Source organism: Agrobacterium sp. A3-95 (assembly GCF_053521785.1).
This window is the reverse complement of the sequence record NZ_JBNWDR010000007.1, coordinates 38,467-55,321: the sequence shown is the minus strand read 5'-3', so window position 1 is coordinate 55,321 and position 16,855 is coordinate 38,467. Positions and strand designations below refer to the sequence as shown.

20 protein-coding genes are annotated in these 16,855 nt (G+C 58.1%); 11 read left to right on the top strand and 9 right to left on the bottom strand.

Going from position 1 to position 16,855, the window contains the following annotated elements:
• Positions 1-165: 165 nt before the first annotated feature.
• From ACQZ5Y_RS18355 to ACQZ5Y_RS18320, 8 genes are all read left to right on the top strand, one after another.
• Entirely contained in the window at positions 166-375 is a 210-nt protein-coding gene (locus ACQZ5Y_RS18355; protein WP_003517872.1) for a cold-shock protein, read from the top strand.
• Positions 376-485: 110 nt separating this feature from the next.
• Positions 486-776 (top strand): cold-shock protein, encoded by a 291-nt coding sequence (locus tag ACQZ5Y_RS18350; protein ID WP_174059969.1) that lies wholly within the window; start codon positions 486-488, stop codon positions 774-776.
• Between the two features lie 27 nt (positions 777-803).
• Positions 804-1,040 (top strand): 30S ribosomal protein S21, encoded by a 237-nt coding sequence (rpsU, locus tag ACQZ5Y_RS18345; RefSeq protein WP_003517876.1) that lies wholly within the window; start codon positions 804-806, stop codon positions 1,038-1,040.
• Positions 1,041-1,070: 30 nt separating this feature from the next.
• Positions 1,071-1,286 carry a hypothetical protein gene (locus tag ACQZ5Y_RS18340; RefSeq protein WP_003517878.1) on the top strand — a complete coding sequence of 72 codons (216 nt, stop codon included), beginning with the start codon at positions 1,071-1,073 and terminating at the stop codon, positions 1,284-1,286.
• Between the two features lie 147 nt (positions 1,287-1,433).
• Entirely contained in the window at positions 1,434-1,718 is a 285-nt protein-coding gene (locus ACQZ5Y_RS18335; RefSeq protein ID WP_003517879.1) for a hypothetical protein, read from the top strand.
• 90 nt (positions 1,719-1,808) lie between these two features.
• The gene (locus tag ACQZ5Y_RS18330) at positions 1,809-1,949 is read left to right on the top strand and encodes a hypothetical protein (RefSeq protein WP_003517881.1); all 141 of its coding nucleotides are present in this window, start codon (positions 1,809-1,811) and stop codon (positions 1,947-1,949) included.
• A gap of 639 nt (positions 1,950-2,588) precedes the next feature.
• Entirely contained in the window at positions 2,589-2,882 is a 294-nt protein-coding gene (locus ACQZ5Y_RS18325) for a hypothetical protein (protein WP_013761399.1), read from the top strand.
• Between the two features lie 13 nt (positions 2,883-2,895).
• Positions 2,896-3,207 carry a hypothetical protein gene (locus ACQZ5Y_RS18320; protein WP_003517885.1) on the top strand — a complete coding sequence of 104 codons (312 nt, stop codon included), beginning with the start codon at positions 2,896-2,898 and terminating at the stop codon, positions 3,205-3,207.
• 268 nt (positions 3,208-3,475) lie between these two features.
• On the opposite strand, the gene ACQZ5Y_RS18315 is transcribed toward ACQZ5Y_RS18320, so the two are convergent.
• Positions 3,476-4,573, bottom strand: coding sequence for an acyltransferase family protein (locus ACQZ5Y_RS18315; RefSeq protein WP_019566461.1), 1,098 nt, complete (start codon positions 4,571-4,573; stop codon positions 3,476-3,478).
• 309 nt (positions 4,574-4,882) lie between these two features.
• On the opposite strand from ACQZ5Y_RS18315, the gene ACQZ5Y_RS18310 reads away from it, so the two are divergent.
• Complete coding sequence (locus ACQZ5Y_RS18310; protein WP_003517889.1) at positions 4,883-5,119, top strand: acyl carrier protein; 237 nt, start codon at positions 4,883-4,885, stop codon at positions 5,117-5,119.
• A gap of 16 nt (positions 5,120-5,135) precedes the next feature.
• Here ACQZ5Y_RS18310 and ACQZ5Y_RS18305 read toward each other — a convergent pair whose 3' ends face one another.
• The 4 genes from ACQZ5Y_RS18305 to ACQZ5Y_RS18290 all read right to left on the bottom strand — a co-directional run bounded on the left by ACQZ5Y_RS18305 (position 5,136) and on the right by ACQZ5Y_RS18290 (position 9,432).
• Positions 5,136-7,094 carry a MacB family efflux pump subunit gene (locus tag ACQZ5Y_RS18305; protein WP_174059970.1) on the bottom strand — a complete coding sequence of 653 codons (1,959 nt, stop codon included), beginning with the start codon at positions 7,092-7,094 and terminating at the stop codon, positions 5,136-5,138.
• Between the two features lie 3 nt (positions 7,095-7,097).
• Complete coding sequence (locus ACQZ5Y_RS18300; protein ID WP_019566463.1) at positions 7,098-8,321, bottom strand: efflux RND transporter periplasmic adaptor subunit; 1,224 nt, start codon at positions 8,319-8,321, stop codon at positions 7,098-7,100.
• A gap of 22 nt (positions 8,322-8,343) precedes the next feature.
• Positions 8,344-8,640, bottom strand: coding sequence for a hypothetical protein (locus tag ACQZ5Y_RS18295; protein ID WP_038495763.1), 297 nt, complete (start codon positions 8,638-8,640; stop codon positions 8,344-8,346).
• 126 nt (positions 8,641-8,766) lie between these two features.
• Positions 8,767-9,432: a hypothetical protein gene (locus ACQZ5Y_RS18290; protein WP_038495766.1), complete on the bottom strand. Its 666-nt coding sequence runs from the start codon at positions 9,430-9,432 to the stop codon at positions 8,767-8,769.
• Positions 9,433-9,635: 203 nt separating this feature from the next.
• Here ACQZ5Y_RS18290 and ACQZ5Y_RS18285 point away from each other — a divergent pair, with 203 nt between their 5' ends.
• Positions 9,636-10,367, top strand: a complete 732-nt coding sequence (locus ACQZ5Y_RS18285; protein ID WP_211380941.1) for a response regulator — start codon at positions 9,636-9,638, stop codon at positions 10,365-10,367.
• Entirely contained in the window at positions 10,364-11,626 is a 1,263-nt protein-coding gene (locus ACQZ5Y_RS18280; RefSeq protein WP_174059972.1) for an ATP-binding protein, read from the top strand. Before ACQZ5Y_RS18285 ends, ACQZ5Y_RS18280 begins: the two co-directional genes overlap by 4 nt.
• Positions 11,627-11,671: 45 nt before the next feature.
• On the opposite strand, the gene ACQZ5Y_RS18275 is transcribed toward ACQZ5Y_RS18280, so the two are convergent.
• From ACQZ5Y_RS18275 to ACQZ5Y_RS18260, 4 genes are all read right to left on the bottom strand, one after another.
• On the bottom strand, positions 11,672-12,766 hold the full coding sequence (locus ACQZ5Y_RS18275; protein WP_174059973.1) for a glycoside hydrolase family 88/105 protein: 1,095 nt from the start codon (positions 12,764-12,766) through the stop codon (positions 11,672-11,674).
• The gene (gene pglA, locus ACQZ5Y_RS18270; RefSeq protein WP_174059974.1) at positions 12,753-14,324 is read right to left on the bottom strand and encodes a polygalacturonase PglA; all 1,572 of its coding nucleotides are present in this window, start codon (positions 14,322-14,324) and stop codon (positions 12,753-12,755) included. The genes ACQZ5Y_RS18275 and pglA overlap by 14 nt, the downstream gene beginning before the upstream one ends.
• Before the next feature lie 112 nt (positions 14,325-14,436).
• Positions 14,437-15,705: an ABC transporter substrate-binding protein gene (locus ACQZ5Y_RS18265; protein ID WP_174059989.1), complete on the bottom strand. Its 1,269-nt coding sequence runs from the start codon at positions 15,703-15,705 to the stop codon at positions 14,437-14,439.
• Between the two features lie 49 nt (positions 15,706-15,754).
• A complete protein-coding gene (locus tag ACQZ5Y_RS18260) occupies positions 15,755-16,855 on the bottom strand; it encodes an ABC transporter ATP-binding protein (RefSeq protein ID WP_174059975.1) in 1,101 nt (366 codons plus the stop codon).

Below are 16,855 nucleotides of genomic sequence, written 5' to 3'. Positions count from 1 at the left end.
GCCCATTGCAAAATCAAAAATTGAGGCTATATTCGGCAAATCGACAATTGCTTGTGACGTCGCTCCTGGGACTCTACGTTCCCGTCGGATTTCCTCTCAAATAATCGATCTAATTCCGCAAGGTATCGCGGAAACCAACAACGATTACTACGAAAGGAAATCGTTATGAACACTGGTACTGTAAAGTGGTTCAACGCCACCAAGGGCTTCGGCTTCATTCAGCCTGACAACGGCGGCACGGACGTTTTCGTTCACATTTCGGCTGTTGAGCGCGCAGGTCTGCGTTCGCTGAACGACGGCCAGAAGATCACCTACGACATCGTGCAGGACCGCAAGTCCGGCAAGAGCTCCGCTGACAACCTTCGCGCAGCTTGATTTGTCATCGGCCCCGCTGGCTACGCATGTACCAGCAGTGGCGCTGAGTGATTGTGAGAGGTCGGGTTAAATCCCGGCCTTTTGTTTTTTTTGGCCATGGGGAGGCTCTCATGCGCAAAAATCCTTATCGTTCCGGCGATGCTATCTTTCTGAAGGCGGGCGTACTTGGGGCCAACCAGCCCAAAGGTCCAGGCCGGGTCGTAACGGCTCTGCCAGAGACACAACAAGGTGCGGTTCGCTACAGGGTGCGTTTCCAGCACGAGAACTTCGAACGTAATATAGCGCTCGATGAAATCGATGTGGTTGCGTCTTCATCGCGGCCCGTGGAAATCGAAGGCTCGTCTTCGCGCGTTGCGGGATCGAGCTGGATCAATTCGAATACGATCAAAATCAAAAAATAGCAGCGATGGCTGCGTTAAGGAGATAAGTTGCAGGTACTCGTCAGGGATAACAATGTAGAGCAAGCCCTCCGCGTCTTGAAAAAGAGGATGCAGCGCGAGGGTATCTTCCGTGAGATGCGCGCACGGGAATCTTACGAAAAGCCGTCGGAAAAGCGTATCCGCGAAGAAGCCGAAGCTGTGCGCCGCCACCGCAAGATGGCGAAGAAAAAATTGCAGCGCGAGGGATTGCTTCCTGCTCCCAAAAAGGTTGCCCGCGCTCGATAACTTTCAATTCGCTCCGCAAAGGAGAATGCCATGACCGCGACTAAAGAGGCTGTTTTCAAACCCGGAAAGCTGTCCTCGCAGGACAAGGCATCCATAACGGACAAGGCGGCGAAACAGATCATAACCGCCGAATCCGACCAGCGCGCCAAGAAGACGGAACGGCTTCGCCAACTTCGCGAAGCTCAGGAGGCGGCAATTGCCGCCCCTCCACCCACCCGCACCAAAAAGTCATCCGGCAAGAAATAACCCGGTTGCACTTTTTGACGTCGTCTTTCCGAAAAACTTCTTGAACCTGATACGCAACAGGCGCACGCTTCGCCTGTCAGCAATCCGCTGAAGAGTGCTGGTGTTTGAGGGCAGAGTGTCCTCGCCCCCAAACGAAAGGAGGACGAGATGTCTTCCGACTTTTATTCATCAAGCCTTTCACGGAACCTCGTCCGCACCGGCGGTTTGGGTTACCGGGAAAACGCATCGCTTCGCCTGCTTCTCAGTGCCGCCGAAGAAACAGCAATGCGCCTAGATCAGGATCGCGGCGCATCCTCCGGCTTTGCGGCGTTTCCTGATTTTGGCCTCCAGCCCGACATGGTGCGGAGAACCTTCTACGCAGGGCGTATCCGCCTCTCCAAACCGACCCTTCCCTTCGGGAAACTTCCGCTTAACGGACTGCCTTTCCCCTGACGATGAAACCGCCCCGCAGCCTGCCTGCGGCGCGCGATCATGCCCCGGACCACACAATATCCAATATCTGTTCAATACCAGGAGGACACCATGGCCAAGGGTCAAGTACGCAGCAACAAAGAAGTCCGCAAACCGAAGAAGGACAAGACGAAAGCTCCGGCTGCGGCACCAGCTGCCGGCACGCAGGTCAAGTTCGCAAACTCCACAACTGCGGATGGCAAGAAGAAGTAGGATTGTTCCGGACAGCCCGCTCATAACAGCGCGACGCCCCGGCACGAATTGCCAAACCGCGACCCGATACACAAAGGGTCGCGACAAATAAAACATATAATGGAAATGCGGACTTGTTTTGGCCACATTGCTCTTCTAGAAAGTTCATACAGCAACTGCTGGTGAGCGCAAAATATGTCGTTCGCAGTTGTTTCCGTCGCTTTAGACTTTTGACCACGGATGTACTGGCACTGGTGTTAATGGCGATATGAGGAAGGTCGGTGCAATATTGCCCCGGCCTTTTTTGTTGTCTGCCTTGGTGAGATAAAGAATGTCGCCGCACCGGTCACATACTCGTCAGGGGCTATGGAATTAACTTGCCTATTGCGCGCAAAAAGCGCACCCTTCCCCATCGGTACTTAAAGGGCGTTACCGCCGTCAGGCATCCTTGCCGTCTCAAGCCCCATTTGCACATGCCTCCCGTCTACAGCGCCCCGTGCGGAATTTCCCAGGGCGCGTTGAGGCACATGCCCCCCGAAAACCGGCAACGGTCATCGACCGCACCGGCGTATCGTTTCGAAGCGTTGGAGCGTCCCGTGCAGCCTTTTAAGGGCGCGCGCGAGGCTTCGGCTTTCTGAACCAGTAAGAAAAGAGGCCATCATGTCTTCTGCGCCCCGTAACTGCCTGATCTCCTCTCAAGATCTCGAAATGCTCCAATTGGTCCTCGAGAGCATCGGTTTTAATCACCTCTCCGACGATGATGACAAAAAGCTCCATAACAGAGCCGCCCGCAAGGTTATTGAATTATATCAGGATGGTTTGACCGATCCGGCAGACCTCACCGACGAAATGCGTTTCCTGTTCGGCGTGCAGAAACACGACCGCATCAAGCCGTGGAAGCCGCTCCCCCGATATGCAATCCAGGGCCTGCCACTGCTTTACCACCGCCATTGAGGGGAGAGAGCAGATGCGCGAATATATCATGGTCAGCACCGGCCTGTGGCTGGGGCTATTTCTGACCTGGTACCTCGTTACCATGTACGATACGGCGGATAGCGTCTTTACGGCGAACACCGTTCCGTCGCTACCGCTGCTTCTGACATCGGCCGAATGCGAGACCCAGTTCGGCATTCTTTTTTCGATGACCGAAAAGCTTTTGAAGGCAGGCGGGCCGATAGTTCCCGACGACTTGCGAAAGAACATAGAGCATTGCATTTCTTCCGATGAGGCAAGCCGCCTGAAACTCAAAGACAATCAACTTATCCGGCTTTTCCCCTGAAGCGCCTCCCGAAGCGGACGGTGTTCGCCAAAATCACTGGTAACAATAATGACTTGGCAAATGAGATATATCAGGAGAAACTGATTTAGTCGGACATCAGTCCGAGAGTTTGCGTCTGCGTGGAGGGTGAGTATGACGTATGACTGGAGCGGCCGCAGAATGCGCCGCATGCGTGCCGCGAAACTGACGATCATCAGTCTCGTCGCGGCCTTTGTTATCACGGCTCCAATCTTCGCGCATTACTGAAGCCTGCAGCGACAAGACGCGATCACACGGGTTGCCCGACCCCTGCCCGCTTTCTCAGGCGACCTTTGAGCCATGTCTGCACTGGCTGATCAAAATGGACCGTCAGGTACCATGACAGACACGTCGTCCCTATCAGGAAAGCGACACCGACCGGCAAAGCGATGTTTTCCCTATCAACGGCAGGCATCAGAAAATCCGTCCAGGCCAGCAGCGGGATATGCAGCACATAGACGGCGTAGGAAGCTGTGCCGAGAAACGTCGACAAGATTCCCACCCTGCGACCCGGCACTATCCTGCTGGCTACGAACAATACCGTCGGCCAGACGAGCAGAACCACCGCGAGATCAAAGAAGGGCCGAAGCTCACGCGAAATTGGCACGGCGAGGATGACGCAGACCAGCATAAGACAGAGGGCCGCCTGGATGGGCTTCAGCTCGGTTATGCGATTGCGGAAGCGGTAAACCAGCACGCCTGCGAAAAACGAGAAAAACACCCTTCCCATGCCGGCATACATTTCGTGCCATCGAAACCCCGCATGCAACTTCCCAAACTCAGCAGCCGCCACGACAAGGACGCAGGCGCTGACAGCCAGCACCACGATTGTCTGTTTCGTAGTCGCCCGCACACCCCACCGGCCATAAACTGCATTCACCACCAGCTCGTTGAAAAGCGACCATGCCGGACTCACCAGAAACAATGCGCCGTTCAATGTAAGCGTGAAGGGTGCCGGAACGAAAAGAAGCCCGGTCAACAACGCTATCGCCAGCTCACCGGGATTGATGTGGCGATGAAGATCATCGATCGGCGTCGGCAGGCCCAACAGGTAGAGGCAAATGAAATAGGACGCCATCAACGCCAGCCCCAGCCCATACAGTGGATAAAGTCGCGCAAGGCGCGCCTTCATGAAGAAGCCTGGCGTAATCGCCCCTTCGCGCAGTTTCATGCTGTAGGCATGCGCCAGCACAAAACCGCTCAAGGCGAAGAACAAATCGACGGCGAGATAGCTCGAAGCGTCGTCTCTCCCGAAAAACTGTTCGGCATGGCGATGTACGATGAAGAGCGCAGCTACGCCCCTTATGCCATCGAGCAATATGAAGCGTTCCGGGGAAGACTGGACCATGGGCGTTGATGCTCGACAGGACTGGATTATAATTACTTTACGAAAACGAGGTTTACAGCGCAGCGGTTCATCGCATCCAGTCAAAAACTGTTCAACGTCAAACATACCCCGAATTCTTATGGGCAATTCCCCATGAGCCACGCTCTTTCGCAGCCGTCAAAGGCATGCTACGTCCGAATGTCATCGATGCTTTGACCTTCTGACTCTGTGTACCACGCCTCGCAAAAACCGGTTTCGATTTTAGCAAGTGTCCTGGGCGCAAATTCAAACGGGTTGTTCGGCGGCAAACAACTTTCGCGGAGTCCCACCATGTCCACCATCGCCGACCGTATTAAAAAAATCATCGTTGACCAGCTTGGCGCAGATCCCGGCACGGTTGTCGATGACGCCAATTTTGTCGACGATCTCGGTGCCGATTCCCTCGAAGTGGTTCAGGTTGTCATGGAAATCGAGGAAGAATTCGGAGTGGAAATCCCCGATTCGGCCGCAAGCACAATCCTGACCGTTGGCGACGCCATCCGCTTCATCGAAAAAAACAAGGCTTGACCGGCAGCGGCGGATATCAACCCGCCGACAGGGCCGCAACAGGATCGAGGTTCGATGCGTTGCGGGCCGGCAGATAGCCGAAAACGACGCCTATCAGTGTCGAGCAGACGAAGGCAGCAATGATCGACACCGTGGAATAGACCATGGCGAAATTGCTGCTGAAGGCGGAGAAAAGCGCCCCGAAGCCGAAGCTGCCCAAAATTCCCAGCGTTCCGCCGATGATGCAGACGAGCACTGCCTCGATCAGGAACTGGCGCAGTATATCACTGCGCCGTGCGCCGACTGCCATGCGCACGCCGATTTCCGATACACGTTCGGAAACGGAAACGAGCATGATGTTCATCACCCCGATGCCGCCGACCAGAAGCGAAATCACCGCGATCGCCGCAACCAGCAGCGTCATGGTCTGTGTTGTACTGGTGATGGTCTGGCGAATATCGTCAGTGTTGAGAATGTAGAAATCCCGCGTTCCATGCCGCTGGGTGAGAAGAACCGTCACCGCCTGTTCGGCAATTGCGGCGTCAATATCGTCACTCACCTGCACCGTGATGCTGCGCAGCGACAGGCTGCCGAGAAAGCGTGACTGGACGGCAGTATAAGGCAGATAAAGTGAAAGGTTCTGGCTTGAACCGAAACCGCCCTGCTGCGCCTGCGTGATGCCGACGATGCGGGCCGGCACCTTGCCGATGAGAATGACCTGACCGATGGGGCTGCCGTCGAAATCCGCAAACAACGATTTGCGGGTGTTCTCATCAATCACCACCTCCTGGGCTTTCTGCGCGACGCTTGCGGCATCGAAAAAGCGCCCTTGTGACAGCTTCGTGCCCTTGGCGACGAAATACCGCTCGCTGACACCATTCACAAGCGCATTCGCCTCCTTCGCGCCGAAACGCACCGTACTGGAGGTCGAGACCGTGGGCGTCACAGCCGCGACATAGGATTGTTTGGCAAGTGCCTCGGCGTCGGAGACGACCAGCGTGGTGATCTTGCCCGACCTTATGTCGCCAAAATCCTTGCCCGCGAAGATTTCCAGCGTGTTGGTGCCGAGGCTTGAGATATTCTGCAGCACGCGCTGCTGTGACCCCTGCCCCAGCGCCACGACGCTGATGACCGAGGCGATGCCGATGATGATACCGAGCATGGTGAGAAAGCTGCGCAGCTTGCGCGCCTGCATCGACAGGAGCGCCATGCGCAATGCCTCCCGCAGCGAGGATGCGAGACCAGCGAGACTGGAGGCCCCGCCGGAAACCATAGAGGGTTTGGCGTCACCCTTCCGAACCGGCGCGGCATCCGCCCCGCGGTCGGAAATGATGGCGCCGTCGCTGATTTCGATGATCCGTTCGGCACGTCGTGCAATTGACATATCGTGCGTGACGATAATGACAGTGCGCCCTTCGGCATGCAGCTCGTCGAGGATGCGCAACACCTCGTCGCCGCTCGCGCTGTCGAGCGCACCGGTCGGCTCGTCGGCAAGAATGATTTCGGCATCGTTCATAAGGGCGCGCGCGATGGAAACGCGTTGCTGCTGGCCGCCGGAAAGCTGGCCCGGACGATGATCGAGGCGGTCCGCCATGCCAAGGCGACCGAGCAACCTGGCGGCATCGCTCCTGCGATCGCTTTGTGACTTTCCGGCGTAGATCGCCGGAATTTCGACATTGCCGAGCGCTGTCAGTTCGACAAGCAGATGGTAACGCTGGAAAATAAAACCGAGGTTTTCTCGCCGCAATTCCGAAAGCTGGTCTGCATCGAGATCGCCCGTCTCCCGGCCCCTGATGATGTAGCTCCCTGAGGTCGGCCGGTCGAGGCAACCGAGAATATTCATCAGCGTCGACTTGCCCGATCCGGAAGCGCCAACGATCGCCACCATCTCGCCGGCCTCGATGATGAGGTCGATATTCTTGAGTACGGTAATCGTACCTTCACCGGACGGATAATCCCGCCGCACGGATTTAAGGCAAATCAGAGGATCAGCCATTGTTCAAAAACCCATCGGCGGGCCACCAGGCCCCGGCACGGCGTTTTTGGTGGTGTCGATGGAAAGTTCGCCGGTCACCACGCGCTCGTTCTCGGCAAGGCCGGAACGTACTTCCGCCGTTACCTTGTCGTTCAGACCGATCTGGACCCTGCGTTCGGAAATTCTGCCATCGGTGTCTAGCACACGCACGGCATAGTCATCGTTGGCGCCCTTGCTACCAAGGGCCGCCGCCGGAACGGTTAGCACGTCCTTCGCTTCACCAAGGACGATATGGACCTCCGCCGTCATATAGGTGCGCAACTTGCCGTCCGGGTTCGGCACTTCGAACACGCCATTATAATAGATCGCCTCCGACGACGAGGTGCTGGAAGAGGACGATGTGGTCGAGGAAGACGTCGAGGAGCTGAAGCTGGAGTCGCTGCGCACTGATTCAGGCGCCGGTTCAATGGACGTAAGCGTCGCGTCGTAACGCTGCTGCGGCTCACCCAGCACCGTGAAGTAAACTGGCAAACTGGCTTTTACGCGCGTCACATCTGCTTCGGAGATTTCCGTGCGCACCGTCATCCGGTCGAGCTGGCCTAGGATCACGATTGTCGGCGCGGACTGCGTGGCGTTGACGGTCTGCCCTTCCTGACTGACGATAGACAGAACAGTGCCTTCGATGGGCGCGGTGATCCTCGTATAGCCGAGATTGGCCTTTGCCGTTTCGACAGCGACCTGTGCCTCCTCGATCTGGGCGTCGATCGCTTCGATCTGCGCCTGGGTGACTGCGAGCGCTGCAGTGGCGCTTTCGAAATCCGCACGGGAGGCGGCATTTTTCGACACCATTTCCTGTTGGCGGACAAGGCTCTGGCGGTTGAGAACAAGTGTCGCCTGCTTTTCCACCCGCTGCGCCTTCACGTTTGCAAGCGCTGCCAGCGCCGTGCGCAGGCTGTTATTCTGGGTAACGGAATCGATCTCGGCAATGAGATCGCCCGCCTTGACCGTATCTCCAAGTGCGACCTTGACGGCGGTGATGCGACCGGAGGCCTGCGCGCCGACGGCCACCAGACGAACGGGTTTGAGCGTTCCAGTCGCCAGAACAGTCTGCTCGATATCACCGCGCTTCACAGACGAGGTGATATAACCGGGCGTTGCGGCCCGCGTATATTGTGACGAAAACCAGTAGCCACCCAGGACGAGCGCGACAACCGTCAGCGCCACACCTGCTTTGCGAACCATTTTCATCGTCCTGTCCTGTCCGGCCGGTCTACTCAAAAGAAGAAACCGACCTCATGTCGTGTTTCACTAGGATGAAGCCGTTGTCTGCTTCGATCCATTCATAGGCGGCAACAGACTTTCTGGCGGATGCCTTGCGGCAGGTGTCGTGACGACGCTTGCCGTGTGCATTTTCGCGCCGTTCCTTGGCACAGACGGGTTGGTGCCACTGTTCTTCCTGCCGGGATTTCGCCGCCGGATCTCGCATCGGCCTGTCACCGGCCGCAGCGACCGACCAGACGAAGCTCAAACCAAAAACCGTCGCCAGCATCAGGTAGAAATATCTCATCATCATCTTCTCGCTTGAAAATCACGCGGGGGATCGCAGGCGAGCGATCCCCCGGCTTCAGCCGTTTCCGGCTGATTTCCTCCTTTGCTGGGGGGCTATTAAAGGAGGAAACTTTGAAGAGTGGCGTCAGCCCCGCTCTGCCTGAGGCAGCGGCGGCATCCTGTCGCCATGCGGAGGCTCGATGCGACGGTCTCGTGCACGGCCATCATGCGGGACGGGAGGCGGAGGCGGCATCAATGCGCGTTCGAGTTCAGCAAGCTTCTGCACCTGCTGCGGCGAAAGTTTCGGTTTCAGCGTAGCCGCTGCGTCCTGAAGTGCTTTAGCCTGTTCTGCCTTTTTCATTGTGATGCCGGCCAGTTCCTCACCGGCAAGACGAGGCTCTAGCCCCGTCGCACCCGGTCCCTTCGGCGGCAATGGCTTGAGTTCCGAAGTGGGCAAAACAAGATCGATCAGCGCAGTGGTATAGGCGCGCCACGGACCAAGCTGTTCAGGTGTGACGCCGAGATAGATTTCCGCTGCCGAAAGTTTCGTCGCCAACCCCAATATATCCGGGCCCAATATATCCGGCCCCATCATATCCGGGCGTAGCATCTCAGGCCCGGCCATCTTGCGGCCATGCGGCAGCCTTTGCTCCGGACCACTATTCGAACCGAAGTCAGGACTGGCCAGCGGCGGCATGGCCTGTTCCGATGCCTGCGGCACTGGTTCACCCTGCTCCGCAGCCCGGGAGGTGGCCGAAGCGCCAAGAACAGTTGTCACGACGACGGCGGTGGCGATTAGAGCGTTTCTCATCTTACCTTCCTTTTCGTTTTCCAACCTGAGAAGACGATAGGAGCTAAGCGTTTCCGGCTTTGGTCCCAATGTTGCGGGTCTTGTTCCACGCGCGGCCTATTTGTAACCGAATGTTGCCAGAGCGGCCGCAGCAAGCTTTCGTTGCAAAAATCCGCCGTTTCTTTGCTCCGCTTATGTATAGTGGCATCAAAAGGTTGGATGATATGGCGACAGTTTCGGCGACACATATTTTGATCGTGGATGATGATCCGGAGATACGTACATTGCTCGCGAAATATCTCGGCTCGCAGGGGTTTCGCGTTTCTATGGCAGCCGACAGGCGTGAGTTCGAAGAACAGTTCGCCTGCTCCGATCCCGATCTCATCGTGCTCGACGTGATGCTGCCGGATGGTTCCGGCCTCGATATCTGCCGCGATCTCCAAGGCCGCCGGCCGCGCACGCCCGTCATTCTCCTGACAGCGCTCAAGGAGGATGTCGACCGGATCGTTGGGCTGGAAATTGGCGCCGACGACTATCTTGGCAAACCCTTCAATCCGCGAGAACTGACGGCGCGGATCAAGGCCGTGCTGCGCCGCGCAGTACCTCAGGAAGTACCTCGCGGCTCATCCACCGCTTATGGTTTTTCGGACTTCACCGCCGATCCGGAACAGCGCTCCGTCATCCACGCCAGCGGTGAGAGGATCGAGCTGACGGGGGCGGAGTTCGATCTGCTGAAAGTCTTCCTCGACAGGCCCGGCCGGCTTCTTTCCCGCGATCAGCTGCTCGATCTTACGCAGGGCAAGGACCGCGGACCGTTCGACCGCTCCGTCGACGTGTTGATGAGCCGGTTGCGCAAGAAGCTCGAAACCGATGCCCGGGCTCCGATCTTCAAAACCGTTCGCAATGGCGGTTACCAGATGACGGTTCAGGTCAGAACCCTGCCGGTGCATCGATGAGCTCGCTCAGAAACCGTATCGCCGCACTGTTGATCGTCTCCATCATCGCGGTCATCGCGCTTGCAACTGTGGTGGCAGATCAGACATTGCAGCCGCCGCCGCCAGATGCAACCATCGAGCCCGTTGCCCGCAGCCTTGCCTTTGCCGTGACCATGGCCGAACGCGACCCCTCGCTGCAACAACCCGGCTATTTCCGCATTGTACAGAAGCCGCCTGAAGGTGATCTTGACGGAATGCTTTCGGAGTTTCTAGAAAAGGCCCTTGCACAGGTTGGCGAGCCGCGCACCGCAATTGTGATCCGCGCGCCTGGAAGTAATGCCCCGGTGGCGGCTATAGCGCTGGAAAAAAGCGGATGGCTGGTCGCGGAAATTCCGCATATGGGTCCTCCCCCGGGCGGCTGGAAGATTTTCGGCATGTGGATCGGGCTGATCATTCTTGGCAGTGCTGCTGTTTCCATCTTCGCCGCCAGAAAGATCACCCGCCCCCTCGACATGCTGGAAAACGCCGCTGCAAGCATCGGACCCGATGGTTCGCTACCCCATTTGTCGGAAACAGGTCCGGGTGAAATCCGCGCCACGGCGCGGGCCTTGAACGAACTCGCCCGCCGCCTGAAGGCGGCAATGGAAAGCCGAATGCGCCTCGTCGCAGCCGCTGGCCATGACTTGAGAACCCCAATGACCCGCATGCGTCTGCGGGCAGAATTCATCGAAAACGACGAAGAGCGGGGCAAATGGCTGGCGGACCTCGAGGAACTGAACGCCATCGCGGATAGCGCCATTCTGCTTGTGCGCGAGGAAGTGAGCCAGGATACCGTCAAGATGATCGATATCGGCAGGCTTCTCGGCGAAATCGTTAGCGAACTTTCTGATCTCGGTTACGCTGATGCGCTCGACTTTATGAAACCGGAAGCCGCCATGATCATCAAGGCCGCTCCACTTGCGCTCAAAAGAGCCTTGCGCAACCTCATCCTCAACGCCGTCACCCATGGCAAAACGGCACGGATCGATCTAACCGAGGACGAGAGCGAGGTCGTCGTTACAATCCGCGATGAAGGCCCTGGCATTCCGCAGGAACTGATCGGCCGGGTTTTCGAGCCCTTCTTTCGGGTCGATCTCGGGCGGCGAAAGTCGATCCCTGGTGTGGGGTTGGGTCTAGCCATCGCCAGAGAAATCATCGAGCGCTTCGGTGGCACGATCACAATCGCGAACCACAAAAAACAGGGCCTGATCCAGACGGTGATCTTGGCAAAAGTGGCATGATCTCATCCCACAAAACACCCTGTGCCCGTTAAGATGACCGCGCCGTCATGCCAAAAGCAGGCTTTCGGCATAGGCCATCATCAGCGGCCCGACGCCTTTGGCGTCATCGGATACAACCGGCTCGGTCAGGTAATAATCCGGAGACCCATCGCGATAATTGCCCTCGAAACCGCCGAGGCCCGCGACATGCACGATGCCGGTGAGACGGACGATACCCTTTTCGTCCACCTTGAGCTGTCTCTCAAGCAGGGCCTCAAGCGCGGACCGGCCCGCCGAAAGAGCCGCATTTGCTTCCTCTCCCTGCAAAAGCCCCAACCGCGCAGCCCGCAGTAAGGCATAGGCGAACATCGCCGAAGCGGAGGTTTCCTCGTAGTTTCCGGCAAGATCCGGTTTGTCCAGAACCTGCATCCAGAGACCGGTTTTAGTCTGCCGGGCAACAATACCGGCCAGAAGCAGGCCCGCGCGTTCCCGAAGTCCGATCGTTGCGCCATCAGCCGGCACCATCACCAACGCATCGACCAGCGCCATGGCGAGCCAGCCGACGGCGCGGGCCCATACCGCCGGGGATTGGCCGCTCACGGGATCGGCCCAGCGCTGGTTGCGGCTTTCGTCATAACCATGGACATAGAGCCCACCGGCATCCGCCGTCAGCGTGAGTGCGGTTGAGAATTGCTGTAGCGCATCGTCGATAAGTTCGGCGTCACTAGTCGCCTGCGCATATTCGATCTGGAAAGGAAGTCCCATATAAAGGCCATCCAGCCAGACCTGATGCGGATAACGCTTCTTGTGCCAATAATTACCGGCGCCCGTACGCGGATGGCTGCGGAGTTGGCCCGCAAGATGTTCCGCCGCAGCGAGATAACGTGGATCGCCCGTTTCCGCTGCCAGAGGAAACAGAATGCGACCGGCGAGGATGTGATCGATATTGTATTCCTGCGGATCGTAACCGGCGAGCACTCCGTCTGCCGCTATCTGGGTGTCAGCCAGACGATGCAGATGTTCGTTCCAGCGCCGGTCGCCGGTCGCTTCGAACAGGTGCTGCAAACCCCGATAGACACAGCCATCCTCATAACACCAGCTTCCGCCCTTGTAGTGCCTATAGCGGCTGGAGAATTGATCAAAATAATCAGTGGCTTTCATGGGTTTTCTCGATTGAAATCTGTGAGTGGGAAACGGCAGAGGCGCTCAGCAGCGCAGGATCGTCGCAAATGATTTCAGCCTGTTCGAAAACGATCCCCTCATGCAGCATGGGGCGCACCCCATCGGCCATGATCGGCGGTGTGGCCACGGCTACAGGATCACGCGAGACGATTGTGAGATTGCGAATGGCGATATTGCGGATTGGGGCCTCCGCTAAACCGAGAAAGACGCCGGCGGCATGTGCCAGATGGCGGATTTCCACATCTTCGACAGTAATTCCGTCGATAAACGGGGTCCCGTCGTCGACAGGTGCAGGGTCTCGCGACTGCACCCAGCCGTCATGCCCATCGGCATCGCAATGGTAATGGGCATTGGCGGAAAGCGCGGTATGCACGCCATCCAGCAACACCCGGCGCATGGTGATATTGCTGACTGAACCTCCACGGCCCCGCCGCGTCTTGAGACGCAGGCCGCGATCCGTGCCAACCATGTCGCAGTCCTCTACCGTTACGTCATGCACGCCACCCGACATTTCCGAGCCGATCACCAGCCCGCCATGGCCGCGCTCCATCAGGCAATGGCGCACGCTGACGCCGCGTGTTTCCGCCAGATGGTCGTCCTCGCCGTTCGGCCCGCGTTTGCCTGCCTTCACAGCAATGCAATCGTCGCCGACTGAAAAGCGTACGCCTGATATCGTCACGTTGTGGCAGCTTTCCGGGTTGAAACCATCGGTATTGGGGCTGTTATGCGGAGCGCTGATTGTGAGACCCGCCGCTGTCAGGGCCTCGCACCCCTGTGGATGGACCGTCCAGGACGGTGCATTGCGAATGGTGAAACCGAAAAGCCGGACATTGCGGCAGGAGACGAGATGCAGGCCGCGCGGTCGGCGCGCGCCGTCACGGGTTTCTTTCGGCCAACTCCACCAGTCGCCTCTGTCGCCGGAACCATCGAGGACGCCTGTGCCTTCGATCACGAGATTGTCTGCGCCGATGGCATGGACCGGCGCAGCGAAACATGCATCCGGTAGCCCTTCCCAACTGCCGAGCATGCGGCCCGTCTCATCGCGGGCAGGCAGGATCGGCCAACCCTTGCGGGTGGAGGGTGCGCGCAGCACGGCCCCTTCCGCAAGATGAAACGTCATGTCGCTTTTCAACCGCACGGGAAACGCTGTCCAGAGGCCGGCAGCAATTCGCAATGTGCCGCCCGCAGGCACGGCGGCAACTGCCTCTTCCAGAGCGCGAGCATTGGCGCGTGCGCCGGCTTCGTCGTCAAGCGCAATATCCGGCGTCAGCGAAAATGCCATCGCCTCGACAAGCCCCGCGCAGGGCGCTGTCCTGAACTCCAGGCTTGCGAACCCATCCGCTTCGAACACATACCGCGTATCCGGACGCAGATCATGCAGCAGCGTCACCACGGTGGCGGTTTTTCCGGTTCGTAGATCACCATCTTGCGAAGTCAGCCGCCATGCCGTCTGCGGCAGGTGATATCGCGCACCGGGTACGGCGAGGCAAAGCGCCGCCGTTCGCGCCGAAAGCGCGATGATAGAGGGTTCGTTCATGCTCGTTTCTCGTTGTTCGTGCATGTCCCGCGAAAACAATCGGCGGGAATGCCCATGTCACCCGGCAACCGGATAAAGAGCCCGCCGCCGCAGGGGCGGCGGGCCATTGTCGTCAATCGAATTTGGCCAGAACGTCGTTGGTGGTATCGATGATCTGCTCAGCCGCCTCTTCCGCCGTCAGCTGGCCATAGGCATATTCCTCCAGCGTATCGATGAAGCCGGAGCGGATTTCCGGATGTTCGTTGAAGGGCGAAACTACCGGTCCCGATGCCGCCATGACGATGGCGTTGGCGGCGCGCACTTCCGGCTCACCCTTGTCGCCCAGACGCTGCGCCGCAGCCTTGGAAGCAGGCAGGCCGCGAGACGTGCCAAGCGCATCGATGCCCTCAGGCTCGTTCAGCAGGCAGTTCAGGATTTGCGCTGCCGCTTCAGGGTTCTTCGAGTTTTTCGAGATAGAAAAGACCATGGAAGGCTTGCGATAAACGCCTTCCGTTACGGCATCGGCGAGCTTCAGCATCGGCACGGGTTTCAGCACCTGCCCATCCTTCAGGGGATCGGCATATTTCGAATAGGTGGAATCCCATTCATAGGAACCAGCGATACGGCCTTCGGACCAGGACGGCTTTTCATAAAGATTGACGTTGCCATCGGCCGCTTCCTCTTTCTGGGAGCGAATGGAGCCGGTTTCTACCAGCTTGCCGACGAACGAGATACCTTCCGCCAGTTCCTCCGACGTCCAGGCGACACGGTTGGTCTTGGGGTCGACCAGATCCTTGCCGGTTTTCTGCACCACGGCGAGTGTCACGAGAAGCTGGGCAGTCTCCTTTACGGCATTGAAGGTGTAGTGATCCTTGCCGAGCTTTTCCTTGATGGTTTTTGTTGCCGTGAAGAATTCATCCCATGTCTTGGGGATTTCAACACCAGCCTTCTCGAAGGTGGTGGCGTTGAAAAAAAACACGCGGCCGGTGGTGGAGACTGAAAGGCCCTGAAGCACCCCGTTCATAGAACCCGCTTCCAGATCCGTCTCGGCCCATTGCGAAAGATCGAGAGGTTTCAGCTGACGCAGATCAGCAAAACCTTCACCATTCTTAGAAAACAGCGGCAGCCATGGCCAGTTCACCTGAACGATATCAGCCTCCGTCTTGCCTGCCATTTGCGTGGTCAGTTTTTCCAGATATCCATCGAAGCCGGTAAACTCACCTTTGACCGTGTGGCCGTATTTTTCACCGCAGGCGGCAATCGCCTTCTGAGTGGCGACATGACGGCTTTCGCCGCCCCACCACGACATACGCAGTTCCGCGGCACCCGCCGCAGGCGCAGCCACCGTGGCCAGATAGGCAGCACCGGCCAGCATCGCCATTGTTCTCGTCATCGTCGTCATCTTCATTGTTCTTCTCCTCCTCGAAAAATCAGGCACGCTCGTCCCCTCCTCACAGCGAGACATTGCGGTCATCGGCCTTGTCGAAAATATGCAGCTTCTCGGGGTCCGGCTTCAGTCGCAGAATGCCGTCGCGCCCAAGCGCCTCGAATTCGGCTGCTCCCACCACGCTCACGAGCTTCTGTCCGCCCAGATCGGCATGCAGATAGACCTCGTGCCCCATGAATTCGGCGTTGGTCAGTTTCGCCTGCAGCGCCGGCCCATCGGCCTCACCGGCTAACGAAAGATGCTGCGGACGGATGCCGATGACGGCGTCCGCCGGTCTGGCTGAAAGCCGCTTTTCCAGATGGTCGCCTATCGGAAGACGTTGCCCGCCGATGACGAACTCCGCCCCGTCGATCGCCACGTCCACAAGGTTCATTTCCGGCATGCCAATGAAACCGGCGACGAACAGATTGGCGGGCCGGTTGTAGAGTTCCTTCGGCGTGGCGACCTGCATGATGCGCCCGGCCTGCATGACGCAGATTCGGTCGCCCATGGTCATGGCTTCCGTCTGATCGTGCGTCACGTAGACGACGGTCGAAGACAGGCCCTCCGCCTTCAGCTGGCGATGCAGATCGGTAATGCGCACACGCATGGAAGCGCGCAGCTTCGCATCGAGATTCGAAAGGGGCTCATCGAACAGGAACACGCCCGGTTTCTTGATGAGGGCGCGGCCCAAAGCAACACGTTGCGCCTGCCCGCCGGAAAGCTGTTTCGGCAGGCGATCCAGCAAGGGCTCGATTTCGAGAATGCGCGCGACATTGTCGATTGCCTTCTCGATCTCGGGCTTGGCAACACCGGCAATCTTGAGGCCGAAAGCAAGATTACCGCGCACCTTCATATGCGGATAGAGCGCATAGTTCTGGAACACCATGGCAATGGAGCGCTTGCCGGGCGGCAGGTCGTTGACGCGCTGATCTCCGATGAGGATTTCACCGCCGGTGATTTCCTCCAGCCCCGCCACCATGCGCAGCGTGGTGGATTTGGCGCAGCCGGACGGGCCGACGAAGACCATGAACTCGCCGTCCTCGATTTCGAGATTGATGCCGTGCACGGCCTTGAAGCTGCCGCCATAGACTTTTTCGAGATTTTTAAGTTGAACGCTTGCCAT

Bases quoted from the DNA above. Each gene is read 5' to 3' on its own strand.
- ACQZ5Y_RS18290 (WP_038495766.1), bottom strand. From the start codon at position 9,432: ATGAGAAACGCTCTAATCGCCACCGCCGTCGTCGTGACAACTGTTCTT.
- ACQZ5Y_RS18305 (WP_174059970.1), bottom strand. From the start codon at position 7,094: ATGGCTGATCCTCTGATTTGCCTTAAATCCGTGCGGCGGGATTATCCG.
- ACQZ5Y_RS18335 (WP_003517879.1), top strand. From the start codon at position 1,434: ATGTCTTCCGACTTTTATTCATCAAGCCTTTCACGGAACCTCGTCCGC.
- ACQZ5Y_RS18355 (WP_003517872.1), top strand. From the start codon at position 166: ATGAACACTGGTACTGTAAAGTGGTTCAACGCCACCAAGGGCTTCGGC.
- ACQZ5Y_RS18315 (WP_019566461.1), bottom strand. From the start codon at position 4,573: ATGGTCCAGTCTTCCCCGGAACGCTTCATATTGCTCGATGGCATAAGG.
- ACQZ5Y_RS18275 (WP_174059973.1), bottom strand. From the start codon at position 12,766: ATGAAAGCCACTGATTATTTTGATCAATTCTCCAGCCGCTATAGGCAC.
- ACQZ5Y_RS18300 (WP_019566463.1), bottom strand. From the start codon at position 8,321: ATGAAAATGGTTCGCAAAGCAGGTGTGGCGCTGACGGTTGTCGCGCTC.
- pglA (WP_174059974.1), bottom strand. From the start codon at position 14,324: ATGAACGAACCCTCTATCATCGCGCTTTCGGCGCGAACGGCGGCGCTT.
- ACQZ5Y_RS18280 (WP_174059972.1), top strand. From the start codon at position 10,364: ATGAGCTCGCTCAGAAACCGTATCGCCGCACTGTTGATCGTCTCCATC.
- ACQZ5Y_RS18325 (WP_013761399.1), top strand. From the start codon at position 2,589: ATGTCTTCTGCGCCCCGTAACTGCCTGATCTCCTCTCAAGATCTCGAA.
- ACQZ5Y_RS18350 (WP_174059969.1), top strand. From the start codon at position 486: ATGCGCAAAAATCCTTATCGTTCCGGCGATGCTATCTTTCTGAAGGCG.
- ACQZ5Y_RS18310 (WP_003517889.1), top strand. From the start codon at position 4,883: ATGTCCACCATCGCCGACCGTATTAAAAAAATCATCGTTGACCAGCTT.
- ACQZ5Y_RS18330 (WP_003517881.1), top strand. From the start codon at position 1,809: ATGGCCAAGGGTCAAGTACGCAGCAACAAAGAAGTCCGCAAACCGAAG.
- ACQZ5Y_RS18285 (WP_211380941.1), top strand. From the start codon at position 9,636: ATGGCGACAGTTTCGGCGACACATATTTTGATCGTGGATGATGATCCG.
- ACQZ5Y_RS18265 (WP_174059989.1), bottom strand. From the start codon at position 15,705: ATGACGACGATGACGAGAACAATGGCGATGCTGGCCGGTGCTGCCTAT.
- ACQZ5Y_RS18260 (WP_174059975.1), bottom strand. From the start codon at position 16,855: ATGGCAAGCGTTCAACTTAAAAATCTCGAAAAAGTCTATGGCGGCAGC.
- ACQZ5Y_RS18340 (WP_003517878.1), top strand. From the start codon at position 1,071: ATGACCGCGACTAAAGAGGCTGTTTTCAAACCCGGAAAGCTGTCCTCG.
- ACQZ5Y_RS18320 (WP_003517885.1), top strand. From the start codon at position 2,896: ATGCGCGAATATATCATGGTCAGCACCGGCCTGTGGCTGGGGCTATTT.
- ACQZ5Y_RS18295 (WP_038495763.1), bottom strand. From the start codon at position 8,640: ATGAGATATTTCTACCTGATGCTGGCGACGGTTTTTGGTTTGAGCTTC.